This window comes from Oligoflexia bacterium (genome assembly GCA_034439615.1).
In the GTDB taxonomy this organism is placed as follows: domain Bacteria; phylum Bdellovibrionota; class Bdellovibrionia; order JABDDW01; family JABDDW01; genus JAWXAT01.
This window is the reverse complement of sequence record JAWXAT010000047.1, coordinates 32199-50529: the sequence shown is the minus strand read 5'-3', so window position 1 is coordinate 50529 and position 18331 is coordinate 32199. Positions and strand designations below refer to the sequence as shown.

General features: G+C 40.4%; 17 protein-coding genes. 13 read left to right on the top strand and 4 right to left on the bottom strand.

Annotated features, from left to right (window positions below):
* The first annotated feature begins 4 nt into the window (after positions 1 to 4).
* The 13 genes from murF (at position 5) to SGI74_10970 (ending at position 14611) form a co-directional block, all read left to right on the top strand.
* Positions 5 to 1408 (top strand): UDP-N-acetylmuramoyl-tripeptide--D-alanyl-D-alanine ligase, encoded by a 1404-nt coding sequence (gene murF, locus SGI74_11030; protein ID MDZ4678025.1) that lies wholly within the window; start codon positions 5 to 7, stop codon positions 1406 to 1408.
* A gap of 20 nt (positions 1409 to 1428) precedes the next feature.
* Positions 1429 to 2505: a phospho-N-acetylmuramoyl-pentapeptide-transferase gene (mraY, locus tag SGI74_11025; protein ID MDZ4678024.1), complete on the top strand. Its 1077-nt coding sequence runs from the start codon at positions 1429 to 1431 to the stop codon at positions 2503 to 2505.
* Positions 2506 to 2512: 7 nt separating this feature from the next.
* Entirely contained in the window at positions 2513 to 3886 is a 1374-nt protein-coding gene (gene murD, locus SGI74_11020; GenBank protein MDZ4678023.1) for a UDP-N-acetylmuramoyl-L-alanine--D-glutamate ligase, read from the top strand.
* A 4-nt stretch (positions 3887 to 3890) separates the two neighbouring features.
* Positions 3891 to 5003, top strand: coding sequence for a putative lipid II flippase FtsW (ftsW, locus tag SGI74_11015; GenBank protein ID MDZ4678022.1), 1113 nt, complete (start codon positions 3891 to 3893; stop codon positions 5001 to 5003).
* Entirely contained in the window at positions 5000 to 6076 is a 1077-nt protein-coding gene (murG, locus tag SGI74_11010) for an undecaprenyldiphospho-muramoylpentapeptide beta-N-acetylglucosaminyltransferase (protein MDZ4678021.1), read from the top strand. The genes ftsW and murG overlap by 4 nt, the downstream gene beginning before the upstream one ends.
* A 3-nt stretch (positions 6077 to 6079) precedes the next feature.
* On the top strand, positions 6080 to 7444 hold the full coding sequence (gene murC, locus SGI74_11005) for a UDP-N-acetylmuramate--L-alanine ligase (GenBank protein MDZ4678020.1): 1365 nt from the start codon (positions 6080 to 6082) through the stop codon (positions 7442 to 7444).
* Positions 7441 to 8346, top strand: a complete 906-nt coding sequence (gene murB, locus SGI74_11000) for a UDP-N-acetylmuramate dehydrogenase (protein ID MDZ4678019.1) — start codon at positions 7441 to 7443, stop codon at positions 8344 to 8346. The genes murC and murB overlap by 4 nt, the downstream gene beginning before the upstream one ends.
* Before the next feature lie 24 nt (positions 8347 to 8370).
* Positions 8371 to 9183, top strand: coding sequence for an aldo/keto reductase (locus tag SGI74_10995; protein MDZ4678018.1), 813 nt, complete (start codon positions 8371 to 8373; stop codon positions 9181 to 9183).
* Between the two features lie 89 nt (positions 9184 to 9272).
* Entirely contained in the window at positions 9273 to 10184 is a 912-nt protein-coding gene (locus SGI74_10990) for a D-alanine--D-alanine ligase (GenBank protein ID MDZ4678017.1), read from the top strand.
* Positions 10181 to 10885, top strand: coding sequence for an FtsQ-type POTRA domain-containing protein (locus tag SGI74_10985; protein MDZ4678016.1), 705 nt, complete (start codon positions 10181 to 10183; stop codon positions 10883 to 10885). Before SGI74_10990 ends, SGI74_10985 begins: the two co-directional genes overlap by 4 nt.
* A gap of 104 nt (positions 10886 to 10989) precedes the next feature.
* Positions 10990 to 12255: a cell division protein FtsA gene (ftsA, locus tag SGI74_10980; GenBank protein ID MDZ4678015.1), complete on the top strand. Its 1266-nt coding sequence runs from the start codon at positions 10990 to 10992 to the stop codon at positions 12253 to 12255.
* Positions 12256 to 12274: 19 nt separating this feature from the next.
* Positions 12275 to 13846 (top strand): cell division protein FtsZ, encoded by a 1572-nt coding sequence (gene ftsZ, locus SGI74_10975; GenBank protein ID MDZ4678014.1) that lies wholly within the window; start codon positions 12275 to 12277, stop codon positions 13844 to 13846.
* A 42-nt stretch (positions 13847 to 13888) separates the two neighbouring features.
* Entirely contained in the window at positions 13889 to 14611 is a 723-nt protein-coding gene (locus SGI74_10970) for a UDP-2,3-diacylglucosamine diphosphatase (GenBank protein ID MDZ4678013.1), read from the top strand.
* Positions 14612 to 14615: 4 nt separating this feature from the next.
* On the opposite strand, the gene SGI74_10965 is transcribed toward SGI74_10970, so the two are convergent.
* The 4 genes from SGI74_10965 to recN all read right to left on the bottom strand — a co-directional run bounded on the left by SGI74_10965 (position 14616) and on the right by recN (position 18317).
* Entirely contained in the window at positions 14616 to 15302 is a 687-nt protein-coding gene (locus SGI74_10965) for a hypothetical protein (protein ID MDZ4678012.1), read from the bottom strand.
* Positions 15303 to 15313: 11 nt separating this feature from the next.
* Positions 15314 to 15955, bottom strand: a complete 642-nt coding sequence (locus tag SGI74_10960) for a hypothetical protein (GenBank protein ID MDZ4678011.1) — start codon at positions 15953 to 15955, stop codon at positions 15314 to 15316.
* Positions 15956 to 16082: 127 nt separating this feature from the next.
* A complete protein-coding gene (locus tag SGI74_10955) occupies positions 16083 to 16466 on the bottom strand; it encodes a hypothetical protein (GenBank protein ID MDZ4678010.1) in 384 nt (127 codons plus the stop codon).
* Positions 16467 to 16613: 147 nt separating this feature from the next.
* Positions 16614 to 18317, bottom strand: coding sequence for a DNA repair protein RecN (gene recN / locus SGI74_10950; GenBank protein MDZ4678009.1), 1704 nt, complete (start codon positions 18315 to 18317; stop codon positions 16614 to 16616).
* Between the last annotated feature and the right edge of the window lie 14 nt (positions 18318 to 18331).

Here is an 18331-nt window from a genome sequence, read left to right as displayed (position 1 = left end):
GAAAATGGCACTTTGGACAATCGATGATTTATTAAAAGGCACGGGCGGAAATCTCCAGCAACGCGGCAGTCGCATTCTTGATGGCGTTGGAACAGACACAAGAGCTGATCTCACAGGAAAAGTTTTTTTTGCATTACGTGGCGAAAATTTCGATGCCCATGAATTCGCTGGTGCCGCTGTACAAAAAGGTGCTGCAGCAATCATCATTGATAAACCTGTTCCTAAAGTTAGTGGTGAAGTCACAATAATTCGCGTGGAAGATACACTCAAAGCACTTCAAAGCATGGGCCTTTGGCATAGGTCGCAGTGGCAAGGTAAACTTGTCGGACTCACCGGGAGCAACGGAAAAACAACTACAAAAGAATTTTGTCATACGATTTTGAGTCAGAAATTTTCTGTGCTCTCGACTAAAGGAAATCTCAATAACCATATTGGAGTTCCACTTACACTTTTAGAATTGCGAACACATCATAAAATTGCCGTTGTTGAAATGGGAATGAATCACGCCGGTGAAATCACAGAACTCGTGAAGCTTTCAAAGCCTGATATTGTTTTAGTCACAAACGTTGGACGCGCCCATATCGAGCATTTCGGAAATCTTGAAAAAATCGCTCAAGCTAAAGAAGAGATCTACGAAGCAGCTCCTGATAAAGCTACGCGCATTTACAATCTAGATAATCAATACACCGCCATGATGCGTGCCCGTGCCCCTGGGGGGTGTAAAGTATTTTCATATTCAAGTTACGCCCGCGATGTTGATGTTTCATTTAAAGAAAAATTTCTCACACTTGATTTCATTGAAGTTCAAGGTGTGATTCAAAAAGATCCTGGTATGGCTCGTATTCCAAGTTTTGGTCGTCAACAAATTGCAAATGCAATGGCCGCAAGTTGTGTTGCACTCGCCTGTGGCGTAGAAGCCCCACTTATTTGGAAAGGTTTAGCACTTTGCAAATCCGGTTGGGGACGTGGGCAATTAGTTGATCTTGAGAATGGGGCCCAAGTATTATTTGATGCCTACAATGCCAACCCTGATAGCTGCATGACTGCGATTGATAATTTTTCAAAACTTGCAGCACGAGGGCGTAAGTACATTGTGTTTGGTGACATGCTTGAGCTAGGTGATTTATCAAAAAAAATGCATCAAGAAGTTGGTGAAGCCCTTGCAACTGTACAGCCAGAAGGCATCTTACTCATCGGCGAGCATGCCCATGATGTGGAGTTTGGTTTAAGGGCTAAAGGATTTAGTAAAAACATAGTTATTTCAAAGTCTTATGAAGAAAAACTTGCGCGTTCTTTTGGCACTGTGCTACAGACAGGAGACATAGTGTTAATTAAAGGTTCGCGAGGCATGAAATTAGAACGCGTTTTAGAATCATGGCGGCCTATTAATTTTTTGGATAAACATTAAAACCTAAACTGCGGACGGCCATGCTCTATCATCTCTTGTATTCACTTCACGACCAATTTTCTTTTCTCAACGTCTTTAAATATCTGACATTCAGAACATTTATGGCTTTTCTCACAGCCTTTCTTTTTTGTTGGCTTTTGGGTCCACGATTTATTCGTAGACTTCAATCACGTCAACTAGGGCAAGTGATTCGTGACGATGGTCCTCAATCCCATATGTCAAAAAAGGGAACTCCCACCATGGGTGGCGCCTTGATTTTAATCAGTATTTTTATTCCTTCATTTTTATGGGCTGATGTTCAAAGTGTTCTTGTTTGGGCCGCACTTTTTATCTGTGCAGGTTTTGGACTCATTGGTTATTACGACGATTATCTTAAGATCAGTAAGAAAAACACAAAAGGCCTTAAAGGTCGCACACGTTTATTTTTAGAATTTTTATTAGCAGGAATTGTTTCAGTTATTATCTATCGTTCTACAGATCTGGGTACCACTCTTGATTTTCCGTTCTTTAAGGGAAGCGGAATTGATTTAGGAATTTGGTACATTCCATTTTCTATGCTCGTGATTGTCGGTACGGCCAATGCTGTGAATTTAACAGATGGCCTTGATGGCTTGGCCATCGGACCAGTCATGATCAATGCTGTAACTTTAGCCATTTTGGCTTATGTTTGCGGAAATTTTAAAATTGCCACATATCTACAAATTCCATTTGTGCGCGGAGCGGGGGAGTTAGCAGTTGTTAGCGCCACTGTAGCTGCTGCTGGTCTTGGCTTTCTTTGGTATAACACTTACCCGGCTCAAGTTTTCATGGGTGATGTGGGTTCTCTTAGTTTAGGCGGAATTCTTGGTACCATTGCGGTTTTAACAAAGAACGAAGTTTTAATGGTGCTTTTAGGTGGAATTTTTGTCATAGAAGCAATGTCTGTAATCATCCAAGTAGCATCATTTAAGATGACGGGAAAACGAGTCTTTAAGATGGCTCCGATTCATCATCACTTTGAACTTAAAGGATGGGCAGAGCCTAAAGTAATTGTTCGATTTTGGATTATCAGTATTTTATTAGCAATTTTGGCACTAAGTACATTGAAGTTGAGGTAGTAGTTTTATGTCGAAGTATAAGGGTATGAAGGTATTAATTGTTGGGGCTCACAAAACCGGCATCGCGCTGGCAAAATTTTTCTACGAGCAAAAAGCAATAATCACAATAAGTGATATGAAAACCCGTGAACAACTTGGCGGTGTCGCTGATTTGTTAGAAGAGTTTGAACCACAGTGGGATCTTGGTGGGCATTCTGAAAAAGTAACAACTGCACAAGACCTAATTGTCTTAAGCCCTGGTGTGAATCCTACGAATAAAGCATTTCAAGCAGCAAAAGATAAAGGGATCCCCATCACTGGTGAACTTGAATTAGCAGCAAGTTTGATTAAAGAACCTATTATCGCCATAACTGGAACAAACGGAAAATCTACCGTAGCAAAACTGACATATGAATTTTTAAGACAATCCGGTGTTGAAACTTGGATTGGTGGAAACTTCGGTACACCACTTATTGAATATGTCACAAGTAAGGCCACGGCCAAAGTCTTGGTGGTTGAGGTATCAAGCTTTCAATTAGAAACCGCAGATACTTTTAAACCCCACCACGCAGTTTTGTTAAACTTGGCAGAAGATCACCTAGACCGATATCGTGGAATGAATGACTATACCGCGGCGAAGAAAAAAATATTCAAAAATGCAAACTCAGAAAGTTATGCAGTTATGAATGCAGATGACCCTTTGGTCGTTGAATGCGCTCGCGATCAAAATGTGCAGCGAGCAAAACTAAATTATTTTAGCAAACGTGCTGGTCTAGAAGATCAGATCAAACGCATTGGTGGCGCGGTTTACGGCAATAAAGAAATCAGACTCTATGTAAATGGACAGCAAGAAATTTACCCTACCTCAAAGATTAAAATGCGCGGAAAACATGCACTTGAAAACATCATGGCTTCAATGATTGCAGCTAGACCTTATGGTGCAAAACCAGATCAGATTCAAAAAGTTATTGAGGAATTCCCAGGGCTTGAACACCGCCTGGAATTTGTGCGCCGCAAAGGTGGCGTTGAATTTTATAATGATTCTAAGGCTACAAACGTACATTCAGTTTTGAGGGCCTTGGATGCTTTCGACGAACCTGTTATCCTAATTGCAGGTGGGAAAGATAAGGGTGTGGATTTTGCCCCCTTAGTTGAACCCGTGCAGAAGAAAGTAAAAAATCTCATCTTAGTTGGTGAGGCAAAAGAAAGACTGAACCGCACCATTGGCGATTTCAGCGAGACGTTCATTATTGGAACTTTTGAAGAAGCTGTTTTACTTGCTTATCAAAAGTCACGCAGCGGTGATGTGATCTTGTTAAGTCCCGGCTGCTCCAGTTACGACATGTTTGAGAATTTTGAGGAGCGTGGCAACTACTACAAGGAACTTATCCAGAAGCTCTAATACAATCCCTTCGGGGACTGCGCTTGATCGTAGTCTTCTTCTGTGCGTGTGTGCTCTTATGGGAATTGGGCTGGTATTGGTTTACAGTGCTAGCTTTATTTTTGCCTCCGAGAAATTTGGCGACGGACTTCACTTTTTCAAACGACAACTGATCTTTGTTTGCCTGGCACTTGTTGCGTTAGCTGTGACGAGTCGGTTTCCTTATATATATTTTAAAAAATACTTTTGGTTTTTCTTCGCAGGTTTGATCGTAATTTTAGCTGCGGTTTTTGTTCCTGGGTTGGGTCATCGTGTGGGCGGTGCTACTCGATGGATCAATCTTCCATTTGGGTTTCACATAGAGCCTGGTGAAATTGCAAAACTAATGTCAGCTGTTACTTTTGCTTATCTTTTGAATTATGAGAAAAATGAAACTAATCGATCGCGTATTTGGCTTATTGGCGCACTCACTGTTTTGCTTCCTGTAGCGTTTTTACTTAAGCAGCCCGATTTTGGTTCTTCAGTCATATTTTTTCTCATCGGTTTATCAATGCTTTTTTGTTTTGGGCTTCCTTGGCGATATCTTTTCTCAGCCCTGATAATTTCAATTCCACTTTTTTATGTTTTTGTAATGCGAGTTGGTTACAGAAGACAGCGTGTACTTGCATTTTTGAATCCATGGGCTGACCCGTCTAATAGTGGATTTCAAGTGATCCAATCACTTTTAAGTTTTCATGCGGGCGGTCTTTTCGGGACGGGCCTCGGAAAAGGCCAAGCTAAACTTTTCTTTTTACCTGAAGCGCATACTGATTTTATTCTTTCAGTCCTTGGCGAGGAAACCGGTTTTGTTGGTTTGGCCTTTGTCTTACTGCTCTTTGCGTGGTTAGTATTAAGAGGTGTTCAAATTGCTGTGCGTTGCAGCGAGCCTTTTGGGAGGTGTTTAGCCATAGGCTTAAGTTGTCTGATTGGTTTTCAAGTAGTCATTAACGCAGGTGTTGCAATGGGACTATTGCCAACAAAAGGTCTGACAATGCCGTTTCTTTCTTACGGAGGCAGTAGTCTAATAGCTGTGAGTATAGCTTGTGGAATTTTAATAAACATACATAACAGTGCAAATGTTTTACGGGAGAACGCGTGATCGAAGCTGGGCAAAGTATATTCATCGCAGGGGGCGGAACCGGCGGACATATTTACCCCGCTATTGCTGTAGCTGAGGCATTAAAGAAAATTAATCCAAAGCTTCAAATATTTTTCATCGGTACACGCGGCGGGCTTGAAATTAAAATTGTTCCAAAAGAAGGTTATCCACTTCATTTCATCGATATCGGAGCACTTAACAACGTTGGCATTGGAAGAAAACTTATGACGTTCATCAGACTTCCGATGGCGATCATTCAATCCATACGATTGTTGATGCAATTTCAACCTCGCATTGTCTTAGGTGTCGGAGGTTACGCGTCAGGGCCTGTGATGTTAGCTGCTAAGTTGTTAGGTGTACGTATCGTTTTGTTTGAACCCAATGCACAACCAGGGCTTACAAATCGTTGGCTAGCATCACTTGTTGAAAAAGCATTTGTAAATTTTGAAGTGACCCGCTCTACATTTAGCAATGCCGATGTAGTCGGAATTCCTATTCGAACCGGACTTTTTCCTAAAGCCCGTCAAGAACATCGACGGTTTCGTATTCTCGTGTTTGGTGGGAGTCAGGGGGCTCGGGGAATCAACACTATCGTTCTCGATGCAGTGAAGCGAGGTGGTGATTGGTTAGATAAAGTTGAAATTATTCATCAAATTGGTAACCGAGATTATCATGATATGGATGTCGAGTATCAAAAGCTGGGCCTAGAGAATGTTCAATGTTTTGAATTTCTTTACGATATGCCTGAGCGTTATGCGTGGGCTGATCTTGTAGTAAGTCGTGCTGGGGCATCAACACTTGCAGAACTCGCTGCATGTCGAAAGGCTTCAGTACTTATTCCATTTCCAGATGCAGCCGATAATCACCAGCAATGTAATGCTGAAGCATTAGTAAAAGAGAATGCTGCTACAATGATACTGCAAAAAGAATTCACGCCAGAAAAGTTCATACAAACAGTGACTGGGTTTATGGATCAACCTGAAAAACTTCGCGAATCTGAAGAAAATATCTCTAAATTTTTTAAATCACAAAGTGCTGAGAAAATTGCCCACTATTTAATCGCTGGAGTTTGAGTTTTGAATTTAATCGAGGCAAAAATTCACTTCGTCGGCATCGGTGGTATCGGGATGAGTGGAATTGCCGAGCTCCTTGCCAATATGGGTTGTCATGTCACTGGCTCTGATCAATCTGTAAATGCCCAAGTTGAAAGACTTAAAGCCATGGGTGTTGAGATCCATCAGGGGCATAAATCATCTCATGTTCCAACTCAATGTGATGTACTCGTTTACAGTTCAGCAGTGAAACCTCAAAATCCTGAAATTCAAGAGGCAAAACGCAGACAAATTCCAATCATTCAGCGAGCTGAAATGCTTGCAGAACTTATGAGTCTCAAACGTGGAATAGCCATTGGTGGAAGTCATGGAAAAACAACCACGACAAGTATGACTGCTGCGATGCTTTTGGCCGCAAAACTTGATCCGACCATCGTGATTGGTGGAAGGCTTGATCTTATTAAAAGTACAGCGGCACTTGGTAAAGGTGAATGGCTAGTGGCTGAAGCTGATGAAAGTGACGGAAGTTTTTTGCGTTTACAACCTGAAATCTCTGTCATCACCAATATCGATAATGATCATCTTGATCACTATAAAAATTTTGAAAATCTTCAAAAGGCTTTTTCTGAGTTTGCTCACAAAGTTCCTTTTTACGGTATGGCAATTTTATGTGTTGATGATGAATATGTAGCTAAGCTTGCTCACACTTTTGATAAAAGAATGATGACTTACGGTTTTTCAAAAGAAGCTAAACTCAGAGCACATTCTGTGAAAGTTCAAACTACTTCGCAAACATTTGAAGTAGATCTTAACGGAAATAATCTTGGGTCGATCACACTGCATGTTCCCGGTGCCCATAATGTGCTAAATGCATTGGCGGGAATAGCAGTTGGTTTAGAGTTAAAGTTGGATTTTCAAACAATTTCAAACGGACTCGCACAATACAAGGGCGTTGATCGTAGGCTGCAATATAAAGGTGAATATAATGGCGCCATTGTGATTGATGATTACGGGCATCACCCGACCGAAGTGCGAGCTACAATTCAAGCACTTAAAAGTGCTTATTCAAAACATAGGCTTGTTGTTGCATTTCAGCCTCATCGCTATTCAAGAACTGAAAGTTGTTGGCAACAATTTTTAGAATGTTTTGAAGGAGCCGACGTCGTTGGTCTACTTGATATTTACGCGGCTGGTGAAACAGCGATTGCAGAAATTAGTTCGCAGCGCTTAGCTCAAGAATTAAGTAAGAAACAAAAGAATATTTTTTATTGGGGTGAACAACAAAATGTTGTAAAAGAGCTCTCAAAGCTTTTGAAATCAGGTGATGTGCTTGTCACTTTGGGTGCTGGTGATATTTATAAATTAAGTTCTGAATTGATACTTAAATGAGCACCCTAGAATCTATCCCCGGAATTCAAAAAAATATAAATCTTGCCTCGCACAGTAGCTGGCTCGTTGGTGGAAAAGCTGATTTTTTTTGTGAACCCAAAAATATAGACGAACTCATTAATACCCAAAAAATTTGTCAGCTTAATAAAACCCCCCTGACTATTCTTGGTGGTGGGACAAACGTACTTATCAGCGATAAAGGAGTACGTGGAGTTGTTATCTCACTATCGCGATTAACGGGGATTGAAATACTTGAAGATAAAGAAAAATTAAAATTCTGGGCACTCACTGGCACAGCAAAAAGTGAATTACTTAAAATATTTTTAAAATATAAATTAGATCCCGCAGCTTTTTTAGGTGGTTTACCGGGGCAAGTGGGTGGTGGTGTTGTCATGAACGCAGGGGTTGGAGAAAAACTGACACCTCGTGAATTTCATGAAATCACCGAAGCAATTGAGGTTCTAAAACCTAATGGTACATTAGAGATTCTAGATGCCAAAAAGCTGAAGTGGGGTTACCGGCATTGTCAGGGTTGGCAACCTGGTATCATCACACGAGTAAAGATTGCGTGGAGAAATATTTCTAATCCAGATATTTTAAATGTGGTTCGTACTTTGAACCAAACACGTTTACAAAAACAGCCCTTAGAGTATCCAAGCTGTGGCTCTGTGTTTCGAAATCCATTGCCCTTGCACTCAGGTAAACTCATAGAAGATTTGGGGCTTAAAGGTCGTGAAATCGGAGGGGCTCAAATTTCAATGAAGCATGCAAATTTTATTGTAAATAAAGGTGGCGCAACAGCAGAAGATATTAAATCATTAATGAATCTATGTATAAATAGTGTGAAAGAAAAATATAATATTAAGCTTCATACTGAAGTTGTTTGGTTGGGTGATAAGTAGGAGAAAACCGGCAAGGAGCCACGGATGCATCAAATACCTATAATGATCTATGGTACCGCCTGGAAGGAAGAGAAGACATCAGAGCTTGTGAAAAAAGCTATAGATGTTGGTTTTACTGCAATAGATACTGCCAATCAAAAAAAACATTACAGAGAGGATTACCTAGGGAATGCACTTTTAGAATTGTCCAAACTTGGTGTTAAGCGTGAGTCATTATTTTTGCAAACTAAATTTACATACCAAAATGGGCAAGATCATCGACTTCCGTATAATCCAGAGGATAGTTTCACTGATCAGGTGAAATCATCTTTTGCAAGCTCACTTAAAAATCTTCATACAAATTACATTGATTCATTTCTTTTACATGGCCCTAGCTCTGGTTATGGATTAACTGAAAGTGATTTTGAAGTGTGGCGTGCAATTGAAGATTTGCATCAATCAGGCCAAGCAAAAATAATTGGTGTTAGCAATGTCGGAATACAACACCTTAAAGTGTTAATGAAAAATGCCAAAGTAAAACCGACTATGGTGCAAAATAGATGTTTTGCCCAACGGGGTTGGGATCAAGGAGTCAGAGAATTTTGCCTCAGTAATAATATTACATATCAGGGGTTTTCACTTTTGACTGCAAACATGCATGTACTTACTCATTCGACACTTAAAAGTATTGCTACCAGATTAAATGTTACTCCTCAGCAAGTAATTTTTAGGTTTTGTAAGCAAATTGGAATTTTACCGATCACTGGTACTACCAATGAACAACATATGCGTGAAGATCTCAAAATCACTGAATTTGAATTAACACAAAATGACATCGATACGATTTTTTTGATCTGACCAACGTCTAGTTATTCAACTCATAATTTAGTCAGCGTGCAACAGACTGCTGTGATAATATTTTAAAATAAGCATCAGGAGAAAACACAGTGAAAAAAGTTGCACTTATTCAAGGTGGAATGGGAAGCGAACGTGAAGTTAGTCTCAAAACCGGAGCCGCGTTTCTTAAAGCACTTCAAAAATTAAATTATCCCCACGAAGTTATAGATGCCGGTGCTGATCTCCCCAAAGTTTTGGCCAGCAAAAATATAGATTGTGCACTTTTGGCCTTACACGGAAAATATGGCGAAGATGGCACTGTTCAGGGAATTCTAGAATATCTGAAGATCCCTTATTCAGGTAGCGGAGTATTAGCTTCTGCATTAGCAATGAATAAAATATTCACAAAACAAATTCTCACACATTGGGGTGTTCCCACACCTGAGTATCAAGTTTTTCATGCTAGTAAAATCGCCGATGGTAATCAGGCTTTAAAGTTTGATGCGCCTGTAGTTGTGAAACCGGCAAATGAAGGTTCAACCGTTGGTATCACAATCGTTTATAAAATGGATGCCTTTAATAATGCACTCGTGAGTGCTGCAAAATGTGACCGAAATATTTTAGTAGAAAAATACATTGCGGGTACTGAAGTGACAGTCCCTATTTGGTTTGGTCGAGTACTTCCTATTATTGAGATTGTTCCAAAAAGTGATTTCTATGATTACAAAAGAAAATATACTCCAGGTCAGACGGAATATATTATTCCAGCGCGTTTGAGTGAAGAGGTTAAAAGAAAATGCGAACAAATTTCGCTTGAGACATTCAAGGTGGTGGGGTGTCGGCACTACGCGCGTGTAGATATTCGTATTGATAAAAATAATAACCCCTTTGTACTTGAGATAAACACTCTCCCGGGTTGTACAGAGACAAGTCTGTTTCCAAAAGCCGCAGCACAAGTTGGTTTAAGTTTTGAAGAAATAATTCAAACGCTCGTTGAAGAAGCAACGCTTGATTATCCATGAGATATTTATTTGTTTTATTTTTTATTGGAATGATTGGTACGGGGCTGTGGCAAGGGCTCATGAATTCTAACATCGTAAAACTTAAAAAAATTGAAATTAATGGTGCATCAAGTGCCACCACACAAAGACTTCGTGGACTTTTAAAATCAAAAATCGGCGATGCGTTTTGGGAAATTCCCGTTAGTCAAGAAGCTCAAAGTTTAAAAACTGATCCTTGGGTTGAAGCTGTTGAGGTGCGTCGTGAACTTTTAGGAACACTTATTATTGATATTATTGAACGCAAACCTGTAGCCGTATTAGGTAATGGAAAGGGGCAGTTTTATTTTTTAGACGGTCATAGTGATGTAATTGATCAAGCTCAAGCATCTCGTGTGGGCGCATATCCAATTCTCTCTGAGAGCGGATTTCATTCTAATAAAGAGCTCAGAACAAAGGCACTTGAAATTTTAAAAAGCTTACCAGCAGAGGGTTTACTGAGTTTAAGTGATGTTAGTGAAGTGCAATATGATAACGAACAAGGGTATCATCTCACGCTCGCAAAAACTGGAATCGTGATTGATATTGGTAAAGAAAATCTTCCCCTTCATCTCGATCGCGCAAGACGTGTGGTCCAGTATTTAGACCAGCATAAAATTAATGCAACGCGTATTGATGCCGACTACTCAAAAAAAGTCCTTGTAAAAGTTAGAGGACGTCGATAGCATTTTCCTAGGCCTTGGAGCAGGCGCATTAAGAGGCCTAATTTATTAGAAAACTTGGAAAAAATGGCAAGCAACAGCAGCCTGAATGGAATCGGAGCTGATTGATGAAAAAGACGACCAACGTTTCTTCAACAAAGGAACCACAAATTACGGGTCGTATAAGTGCAGGTCTTGATATCGGCACCACGAAAGTGAGTGTCATCATTGCACGTGTGAATCCAGATAAAATATCTTACGAAATTATTGGTGTTGGAAATTGCCCTTCTAAAGGACTTCGAAAAGGTTCTGTCATCAATATCGATATTACTGTCGACGCAATCAAAAAAGCCCGAGAAGAAGCTGAGCTCATGGCTGGAGTAAAAATCGACAGCGTTTGGGTTGGTGTTGCAGGTTCACATATTCGTTCGTTTAATAGCAAAGGCATGGTCGCAATTAAAAATCATGAAGTTGCACCAGACGATGTGAGGCGTGTGCTTGAAGCTGCAAAAGCTGTGGCACTTCCTGATGATCGTGAAATTCTCCATCTCCTCCCACAAAGTTTTGCAGTTGATGCACAAGAGGGAATTCGTGATCCTCGTGGAATGTCCGGTGTGCGCTTAGAAGCGGGAGTTCATCTCGTGACTGGTGCTAAGATGAGTCTTCAAAATATTGCAAAGTGTGCAGAGCGCGCAGGCCTACATGTTTCAGGACTCGTGCTTGAATCTTTAGCATCTGCTGAAGCCGTTTTGAGTCAAGACGAAAAAGATCTCGGCGTAGCAGTGGTTGATATGGGTGGCGGAACTTGCGACATCATTGTCTATGTAGCTGGAGCCGTTGTTCACACTGCAGTTTTACCCATTGGTGGAATGCATCTCACACAAGATATTTCAGTAGGTTTAAGAACCCCTGTTGTTGAAGCTGAAATCATAAAGAAAAAATTCGGTTGTGCGATGACAAGTCTTATCGACAGCGGTGAGACCATCGATGTTCCAAGTGTTGGTGGACGTAATCCACGCACAGTTTCTCGTGCAACTCTGACAGAAGTCATTGAGCCACGCATTGAAGAAACACTTCATTTAATTAATAACGAAATTTTAAAAAGTGGTTATCAAGAGCTCATCGGTGCTGGGGTTGTGTTAGCCGGTGGGGCAAGTTGTCTTGATGGAATTGTTGAATTAAGTGAATTTATTTTTGAGATGCCTGTGCGTCGAGGGATGGCCCTTAGTACAACAGGATTAAAAGAAGTTGTACAAAGTCCAGCCTATGCAACAGGTGTTGGACTTATGAAATACGGTGCTGAAAATAGTGCCAAAGAAACAGCAAAGAAATCAGGATCGTTAGTAGAGCGACTTAAAACAAGTGTCGCTGATTTTCTAGACGGCGCGTTCTGATACTCTAACGGGAGGATAAATGTTCGAGATCGAAGACATCAATAATGCAGGCGCAAATATCAAAGTTGTTGGTATAGGCGGCGGCGGCTCAAATGCGGTGACAACAATGATGGGCTCAGGAATGAGCGGCGTTCAATTTGTTGTGGCCAATACAGATCGACAAGCTCTCGAAGCATCGCCCGCTCCAGTGAAAATTCAACTAGGACGCGAACTCACAAAAGGTCTCGGTGCAGGTGCGAATCCAGAAATTGGAAAACGCGCAGCCATTGAAAGCTATAATGACATTGCAGAAAAACTCGAAGGTTCTGACATGGTATTCGTTACTGCGGGAATGGGTGGCGGTACTGGTACCGGCGGCGCACCTGTTGTAGCGAAAATCGCAAGAGAACTTGGAGCCCTCACAGTCGGTGTTGTGACAAGACCATTCTTGTTCGAAGGTAAACGTCGTAAAAAGCACGCTGATCTTGGATTAGCAGAACTCAGAGATAACGTTGATACGCTCATCGTTATTCCTAATCAAAAACTTTTAGCTATCGCAGGTGAAAGAACACCACTCCTTGAAACATTTAAAAAAGCTGATGAGGTTTTATTGCAAGCCGTTCAAGGTATCGCTGATCTTATTAATATTCGTGGTCTTATCAACCTCGACTTTGCCGATATCAAAACAGTTATGGCTAATAAAGGCATGGCCCTTATGGGTACCGGTCAAGCTACTGGCGAGAATCGTGCAATCGAAGCTGCGACCATGGCAATTTCGAGCCCACTGCTTGAAAATGTAGCCATCGACGGTGCTACTGGAATCATCATCAATGTTACTGGCGGACCAGACCTCACCATGTTTGAAGTTAACGAAGCTTCAACACTTATTACTGAAGCCGCACATGAAGATGCTGAAATTATTTTCGGCGCTGTGATTGATGACAATATGACTGATGAAGTTCGAGTCACGGTTATCGCTACTGGTTTTGGAAAAGAAGAACGCGCTAGTTTTTCAGAACACATGAGCCAAATGCAAGCGTTGTCACAGGCACAAGCTGTTATTGAACCACCCACAGCTGAAGCAGCGGTGACACAACCTCAGATTTCAAATAACCAAATTTTTCAAGTGGGCTATCTACAACAACCTAATTATCAACAACCAGTACAACCAAGTTTTCAGTACCAACAACAATATCAAGAGCCGATTCAAGCTCCAATGCAACAAACGCCGATGCAGCAAGCACCAATGCAGTCAGCTCCACCCATCATTAAACCACTAGCTGAAGGTTTGCCTCCGCTCCCGAATCAGCAGATTGAAATGTCAGTACCAAAAGAAAATGGTCAAAGACCCGTACTTCCCCGTGATATTTTATTGGCGAAGGCTCGCGCATTTCGCGAAAGCATAAACACAGACGTAAAAATTAAACGTCAAGAACCAGTTCAACTCACCATGCCTGTGGCTCCATCGGCACCAGAAAATAATATGGGTGGTTCAGATTTAGATTCAGCTCGTAGGATGGCTCGCGAAATGGGTCGTCAGTTTGATGAAAAAACTTACGATATACCTGCATTCATCCGAAAAAACCAACGTCCACCGGATGCTGGTCTTTAAGGTTGAGCTAACAAAAGGCTATGACTCACTGAGAGCTGGATTGTGAAATCAGCATTTTTTATTTCAGATGTACATCTTGTCAATATGGCCTCTCCCACAGGAGAGGCTTTATTGTCTCTTGTCAAACTTGCACAAAAAGAAGCTGAACTTTTTGTTATTCTTGGTGATCTCTTTGATATTTGGATCGGTGAAGGAAAAGCCTTTCAAGCTGAGTACGCACCCTTGATTGCTGAGTTAAAAACTCTTCGCAACACTTGTCGCATTATTTATTTTGAGGGAAATCATGATCTGCATCTTAAAAAATTTTGGCAGTCTCAGTTAGAGTTTGAAATCCCGACGGGGCCTATGAAAATTGATTACCACGATATAAAAATTTGGGCAGAACACGGTGATGAGATTAATAGAAAAGATTATGATTATCTTTTCTTGCGTTGGTTTTTAAGAACCCCTCCAATGAAGCTCTTGATTGAAAATTTGCCTTCACAACTCGTGTTTAATGTCGGGCATAAAGCTTCCCATGCAAGTCGTCAGTACACCGAAAAGATTAAGAATGATTCAAAAGACATTGCGAGAACTTACGCGCTTGGTTTAAGCATGAAGCAAGAATTTGATCTTTTATTAACGGGACACACACACATTGCTGATGATTTTGAGTTTGAAACCTCATCGCGTAAAGCGCGATTGATCAATCTGGGTTCATGGTTTGATGGTCCCCATTATTTACGCGTTTCACCAGCTGGTCAAATTACTCATCAAAAAATTTAAATTCTTATTTTGATACAGTAATAGTTTCTAAGCGTGAAGCGTACTTAGGGCCATATTTTCCTTGAGGCAAATAGCGTGTGATAAGGGTTAAATCAACAAGCTCACCATTTTCATAGCGCTTAAGATCAACCTTGTTGAGGCACTCTTTGATAGGAATAAGAAAGTCACGTTGTCCGTAGGTATCGTAATATTCAAAGGCATTCGAATTGCGAGGCATTGTGATAATACCAGAATCTAAAGTTCTAGCCTCATCTTTGTATCCACCAGAAAATGCTTTGTGTTTACAGGTAATCTCAACACGATTGCGTTGATCACGAAGTATGGGAGTGTAGCGAAACTCGTTTGGAAATCTAGGAAGATGTTTACATCTTACTTCACGTACTAAGGTTTTTACCAATACGTATTCAGAATCGGTGGCGGGCTTTGCTTTGAAATCAACCCATCTGTCATATTCAAGTGCTGAAGTGGTAAAGTCCAGTGGAGATGCTGAATTGACTGCAGTAACGAATTCAAGGGTCACGGAAAATGCCCAGTTGTTTCGGCCTAAGTTGCGTTTTGTATCGCCGGAATTTTCACAGCGAGAATAACGACCGTAGTACGGATAAGAAGTATTGGGTAATTCCTGAGCTTTTACTTCTATAGTGATAGCTTGTACTAGAAATAATAAAATAAATACTAATTTAAGCTTCATGACATTATCCTTTACTCTAGGGTTACCGAAATAAACTGTCTGTTTTCAAATTTAAAAATCGCCCTTTGGATTCCAATTGAAAGACCATACTTATTAATTTTTGGTGTAAACTTGGATGTTGGAGATTTAACTTCAGGGTGCCCAACACGAATATTCAGAGCAACTTTAACAACATTACCATTTGCAAAATCGTTATACCTATCACCCAATATTGTTCGTAATGGTGCAAAACCTGTGAAACTATGTTTTTGCCCTTGTGTGGTAGTGATAGTATTGATGGGAATATAAATAAGTCTGGGTTCATGGTCTTTGTCGTTTTTTTCTCGGTGTTCAGTAAACATAAGGACACGATTTTTTTTATAATCAAAATTATATTCGCCAGGTGCTTTTTGAAAATACGTATGTATCCATACTTTTTGTGGTGAACAATTCACGAATATAAAATCCCCAGAAAGTGTGAAGTCGTATTCACCGGCAGTATTGAGGGTGACTACCCCAGTAACGTTTCGTGTCGCCCAGGCATCGTTATTGTAATCAACGAGATACTGGCAATAAACATAACCATGAATGGAGATTGGATTTTGAGGATCAGCAAAACAATTTAAAGAAATAAGTGTTAGTGCTAAAATAATTTTTAATTTTAATAATTTCATGACCATTCCCGCCCCATACACATGAATTCACAGTTACGAAACTTAATACGAGTTGTGGTTGTAAGCAAGAGGAGTTGTTGAGTAAAATTTACCTGTCAACGGTGTTGACGCTGCTGATTTGGGACTATTATTGAGGGGAGGGTAGGGGCTTAGTTTTCTTCTTTAAGCCTATTTTCTCATTGGGAATAGACGCCATCCCACGTGATTTATAGCCAATTACATTAAAACTTCTCCAGCGGCTTTCATGGGTAGGATTATCAACACCTGTTACGCGCCAACGATAATTGCCAGGGTTACAGTGCATTTGTTTTTGACTATGTTTGGTGCGCATCACATACTTTTTATTTTCGTCTAATTTTTCAACCGTAAGTTGCACCTTTGCACTTGGTACAAAAGTTGTTTGTTCCCAGATGAAGGTTAAAATACCAGGTGTGACTTCTGATTTATGTGGAGGTGAAATAAGTTGAATGGGTTTAGGTGGAACTGGAATTTTTGTACTTATAGTTTTCACTGAGAACTCAGACGAATCCTCAGCCAAAAGTCCTGAAGAATAAAATGTGATTACCAGCAATGTTGCTAATGCGCGGATGACCATATTTTATCATCGGTGCTCAAAAGATATTACTGCACATGTCTTTAGTCTAATGTTCGGACTGATTTAATGTTTGGCGGGCGATGTGGGCTTTTGACGTCGTGAGCTGGATTCAATCATCTCACGGGCATGTGTCAGACTAGCAGCTGTGATTTTTTCACCACTAATCATGCGACCAAGTTCTTGAACACGTTCTTTTTGATTAAGTTCAGTAACATCACTTTTCACATGACCCTTGATCACATCTTTAGTAATTAAAAAATGAGCATCAGCAAATGCTGCAACCTGTGGAAGATGAGTTATGCAAATAACTTGGTGGTTGTTGCCGATGGATTTAAGCTTTCGACCCACTTTTTCAGCTGTGGTACCACTAACGCCAGTATCAACTTCATCAAAAAGATAAGTCATTGCAGACTCGAGAGATGTACTGGATGCTTGTTTTAATGCAAGCATCAGGCGAGAAAGTTCTCCTCCAGAAGCTACTTTGCTAATTGGCCTTGGTTCATCTTTAGACGCAGATTTAATTAAAAAGAGAACTTCATCACCACCAGTTGTTATAAGTTCTTCTAGGGGCTTAACAGCTATGAGAAATTCTGTGCCTTTCATGTTTAAATCTAAGAGTTCACGGTTAACACTTGTCTCTAACTGTTTAGCTGCTTTGAGACGTTTTTTATGAAGATCAGTGGCTTGAGATTTAAGCTCTGAATTTATTTTATTAATTTTTAGATAAAGATCTTTAAGGTTTTCGTCGTGCATTTCTAAGAGATTACATTCTGTAACAGCTCGGTTTTTAAATTCTAAGATCTCTTCGACGGTGGTGCCGTATTTTTTCTGTAATTTTTTAAGATTACTCACTCTTTCTTCTAGGCGCTCAATCTCACCTTCATCTGCTTGATGTTGTTTTGAATAATCACGAAATTCAAAAGAGGCATCTTCTGCCAAGATAGACGCTTCTTTAAGTGCATTGAGTGCTGGTTTTAATTTTGGATCAAGCTCAACGAGGTTCTCGCCTTCTCGTACTAAATCACTCAACATGGCATGAACGCTGGGCTCTTGATTATAAAGAACACTTTCACCTTTTTGAGCATACGAATGAAGTCTTGTAGCAAAACGAGCACGCTGATGGCGGCTTTGAAGGTCTTGGTCTTCTCCTAAAACGGGATTAAAACTTTCGATTTCACTAATTTGGAATCTCAAAAAATCAATTTTTTGTTCACGATCTTTTGAAGCGGCCGTAATTGTCTCAATATTTTCACGTAAAACACGAGCTTCAGTGTATTTCTCAAAAAAACTTCGTCGCAAATCTATAAGCTCACCGAATTTATCCAGCACATTGAGTTGTGCAATTGGTTTGGTGAGAGTGTGATGTTCATGTTGACCTGTGATTTCAACAAGACGTGGGACTGTTTTTTCTAAAACATTCAATGTTGAAAGATGCCCATTGATATAAAGCCTGTGTTTACCAGTTTGACTGATAATGCGTCTTATAACAAGACTGTCATCGCCTGAATCAAGATCAAGATCTTTAAGTTCTTGTTTGATGTCTGCTCTTTGACCTATATCAAAAGAGCCCTCAATAATGGCTTGCTCATGACCTGTACGAATCACATCGGGGCTGGCTTTTCCCCCAAGAAGAAGGGCTAAAGATTTAAGTAAAATACTTTTTCCGGCTCCGGTTTCACCTGTGAGTACATTAAGGCCGGGGCGTAAGAAGTGAACTTGCAAGCTGTCGATAACGGCGAAGTGACTGACTTTGAGTTCTAATAACATTTAATCTCCTTCAA